The sequence below is a fragment of the Saccharibacillus deserti genome (genome assembly GCF_013618475.1).
In the GTDB taxonomy this organism is placed as follows: domain Bacteria; phylum Bacillota; class Bacilli; order Paenibacillales; family Paenibacillaceae; genus Saccharibacillus; species Saccharibacillus deserti.
In genome coordinates this window covers 1-1501 of the sequence record NZ_JABJVN010000018.1, presented here as the reverse complement: position 1 = coordinate 1501, position 1501 = coordinate 1, and the positions used below count along the sequence as shown (strand labels likewise).

The following is a 1501-nucleotide window of genomic DNA, read 5'->3' as shown; positions in this document are numbered from 1 at the left end:
TATAACATGACGGTGGACGAGTTCCATACGTATTTTGTGAGTGACCTGGGGATCTGGGTGCATAATACGAATGATGATGCTTGCGATTTTGGTGGGTTAATAGGTACAGATATCTTCAAAAAAGGAACAACAAGTAACGCGTTGAATCATATCTTTGAAGGAGAAGTTCTAAAAGGGGAAGCAGTTGGATTCCATTATGAAGGTATTCCCAATAGCAGAGGGCGGATTATCGGGAATATTGATTCTCCTAATACGTATGGTGTATATCGAGCGAATATAGAAGTCGATGGAATATTAAAGAATGCAAAAACTACTTTCTTCCCAAAAGATTGGACACCACAACAAGTCGTTGACGAGATAAACACAGCCTTCAACAACAGCGTCGTTTACAAAAACAACAGATACCGTGGGTTTGCCAGTACAGGTATGGAAATTGAATTCATTTTAAAGAAAGGTAAAATTACGTCTGCATATCCATTGTATTAAGAAGAATGGAGAAAATAATATGCTTAAATATTTGCATACAACTGAATATAACGAGGAATTTAAAGAAGTTATTTTAGATTTTAGTGTAGATCAATCCTTGAAAAACGGTTATCTGATTAGTAATTCGCTTGGCTCAGATATTTTTGGGGACTTTGAAACTGTAAGCTGGGAAATTGAAAGTTTACTTGAATTACTATTGGGAAAGACTTCTTTATACAAAGGTGGGGGGAATGTGAATTTAATAAGATCAGATAAATATTTTACGATCATCGAAGATATTTTTACTGAAGAAGACGAGGAGCAGGGGGTATGCCAAATAGAGACTATAGAGTATTTAAAGATCATAGTAGTCTGGGCAAAAGAAAATTTTCTGTATAAGTGCACTCGAGGGGCTATATCAAAGGAACAAGCAGAATTGATAATCAACTGGTTGAATAAAAAATATGTGGATATAAACAAGCTAGAAAGTTATTGATGAGTCCATTTAAAGGTTTTATGCATAGTCTTTAAATTTTTGATTACAAGTTCAAATAATCTAATTATCATGATGTTCCAAGAGATTGAGTAGATTGACTTTTGAAATGAGTCTTAGAATTAATTCTAAGACTCATTTTTATTTTTACATGTCGGACCTTTGAATGGCAGCAGGCAGGCTTATCGTCAAGACTCCTATCACCGGACAACAGCTGTCGGTGACGGATCGGGTCGCGACCGGAGTGGGAACGGCGGCCAGCTGGATTCCGTTCGGCAAGCATAGTGGGAAGTATGTGGCGAAGGAAGGGATTGAAGGCGGGGCTTGGCTGCTCAGCAAACTGGGCAAAGAAAGCAAAGCGTCCCGATTGGCAAACGGCTGCAACTGCTTTACCGCCGGTACGCAGGTGAAGACCGACCAAGGCGACAAGAATATTGAAGAGATCGAAGTCGGCGACCGGGTCCTTTCTCAGGATGACGTGACGGGAGAAGAAGGCTACAAGACCGTCACCGCGACCTTCGATCATGTGGCTGAGGAGATCTA

At 39.9% G+C, this 1501-nt stretch carries 3 protein-coding genes; all 3 read left to right on the top strand.

The window, feature by feature from the left end:
- A partial coding sequence (locus tag HOP44_RS22590; protein WP_172257639.1) for an EndoU domain-containing protein occupies positions 1-486 on the top strand: 486 nt, incomplete at its 5' end.
- A 19-nt stretch (positions 487-505) separates the two neighbouring features.
- The gene (locus HOP44_RS22585; protein WP_172257637.1) at positions 506-961 is read left to right on the top strand and encodes a hypothetical protein; all 456 of its coding nucleotides are present in this window, start codon (positions 506-508) and stop codon (positions 959-961) included.
- Between the two features lie 163 nt (positions 962-1124).
- Positions 1125-1501, top strand: a 377-nt coding sequence (locus HOP44_RS22580; protein WP_246370047.1) for a polymorphic toxin-type HINT domain-containing protein, incomplete at its 3' end; no start/stop codon positions are given.